Below are 2,136 nucleotides of genomic sequence, written 5' to 3'. Positions count from 1 at the left end.
GATGCGTGACGTGATCTCGTGAGAAGGATCCTCAGTCTTGCTCGCCACCCTGCTTGCCGTTGACGGTCCGGACACCGTCGCCCTCACCCCCGTGACCAAGGCCGGGCTGGCCGACTGGCTGGCCGGGCAGTCGCCGGCCGTAGCCTCCTGGGTCAAGGCGGTGGGCTTCACCGGCGAGGCCGGATCGACCGTCTTCCTGCCGGGACCTGACGGCGCCGTCGCCCATGTGCTGGCCGGCGTGTCGGCCATCGACGATCTGTGGGCCTTCGCCGGCCTGCCCGCCTCGCTGCCGGCCGGTTCCTATAAGATCGATGCGGCGCTGGATGCGCGGACGGCGACGCGGGCGGCGCTGGGTTGGGCGCTCGGCAGCTATCGTTTCACTCGATACAAGAAGCCGACGGAGAAGGGTTTCGCCAATCTGGTCTGGCCGGCGGAGGCCGACCGCGGCGAGGTGGAACGCGCGGCGACCGCCACCTACCTCGTGCGCGATCTGGTGAACACCCCCGCCTGCGACATGGGCCCGGCCGAACTGGCCCAGGCGGCCCAGGATCTGGCGGCGGAGTTCGACGCGGCCGTCGAGGTGATCGTCGGGCAGGATCTGCTCGACCGCGACTATCCCGCCATCCATGCCGTCGGCCGCGCCAGCCCGCGGGCGCCGCGGCTGATCGATCTGCGCTGGGGCAACCCGGAGCACCCCAAGGTCACCATCGTCGGCAAGGGCGTCTGCTTCGACACCGGCGGACTGGACCTGAAGCCGTCCTCGGCCATGCTCATCATGAAGAAGGACATGGGCGGGGCGGCGCATGCCCTGGCGCTCGGCCGGATGATCATGATGGCCGGGCTGCCGGTGCGGCTGCGCGTGCTGGTGCCGGCGGTGGAGAATGTCGTGGCCGGCGACAGCTTCAAGCCGCAGGACGTGCTGAAGACCCGCAAGGGCCTGACGGTGGAGGTCGGCAACACCGACGCCGAAGGACGCCTGATCCTGTGCGATGCGCTGGCCGAGGCGGATGCGGAGAAGCCGGAGCTGCTGATCGACTTCGCCACCCTGACCGGCGCCGCCCGCGTGGCGCTCGGCCCCGACCTGCCGGCGCTGATGTGCAACGACGATGCGCTGGCGAATGACCTGACCGAGGCCGGGACCGCGGTGGACGACCCGATGTGGCGGTTGCCGCTGTGGGCGCCCTACCGCAAGGGGCTGGACAGCAAGGTGGCGGACATCAACAACGTCACCACCAACGGCTTCGCCGGCGCCATCACCGCCGGGCTGTTCCTGCAGGAATTCGTGTCGAAGGGCACGCCCTGGGCGCATCTGGACACCTATGCCTGGAATGGCTCGGCCCGTCCTGGCCGTCCCGAAGGCGGCGAGGCGCTTGGCCTGCGCGCCGCCTATGCGGTGATCGCCAAGCGGTTCGGCTGACCTTCGACAGCGTGAATCTAACCTGTAAGAATGAACCGCCCGCTCCCGACGCGGGGTGGGCGGTGGCGGCAGAGGCGGAGGCGGACAGATGGCGTTGAAGGTTCGCGAGGATTATCGGACCCTCACCGGCCCGGAAAAGGCCGCCATCATGATGCTGGCCCTGGGCGAGGAGCATGCCACCAGACTGTTCTCGTTGATGGATGACGAGGAGATCAAGGAACTGTCCCAGGTGATGGCCAACCTGGGCACGGTGTCGGCCAACCTGATCGAGCGCCTGTTCGTCGAATTCGCCGAGCAGATGTCGGCCACCGGCTCGCTGGTCGGCTCCTTCGATTCGACGGAACGCCTGCTGCTGAAGACCTTGCCGAAGGACAAGGTCGACCAGATCATGGAGGAAATCCGTGGTCCGGCCGGCCGAACGATGTGGGACAAGCTGGCGAACGTCAACGAGTCGGTCCTGTCCAACTACCTGAAGAACGAGTACCCGCAGACCGTCGCCGTGGTGCTGTCCAAAATCCGTCCCGAACATGCCGGCCGGGTGCTGACCCAGCTTCCGGAAAGCTTCGCGATGGAAGTCGTCATGCGCATGCTGCGCATGGAGGCGGTGCAGAAGGAGGTTCTGGACGACGTGGAGCGCACGCTGCGCACCGAGTTCATGACCAACCTCGCCCGCACCAGCCGCCGCGACAGCCACGAGATGCTGGCGGAGATCTTCAACG

General features: G+C 67.6%; 1 protein-coding gene and 1 pseudogene. Both read left to right on the top strand.

The features are described 5' to 3' along the window. Positions 1-37 precede the first annotated feature (37 nt). On the top strand, positions 38-1,417 hold the full coding sequence (locus tag VD964_RS13875) for a leucyl aminopeptidase family protein (RefSeq protein WP_324869160.1): 1,380 nt from the start codon (positions 38-40) through the stop codon (positions 1,415-1,417). An 88-nt stretch (positions 1,418-1,505) separates the two neighbouring features. After that, positions 1,506-2,136: pseudogene (locus VD964_RS13870) on the top strand (flagellar motor switch protein FliG); the annotation flags it as partial.

This window comes from Azospirillum sp. (assembly GCF_035628975.1).
GTDB lineage: Bacteria > Pseudomonadota > Alphaproteobacteria > Azospirillales > Azospirillaceae > Azospirillum.
The sequence above is the reverse complement of the archived record's forward strand: the minus strand, read 5'-3'. Positions and strand labels throughout refer to the sequence as shown.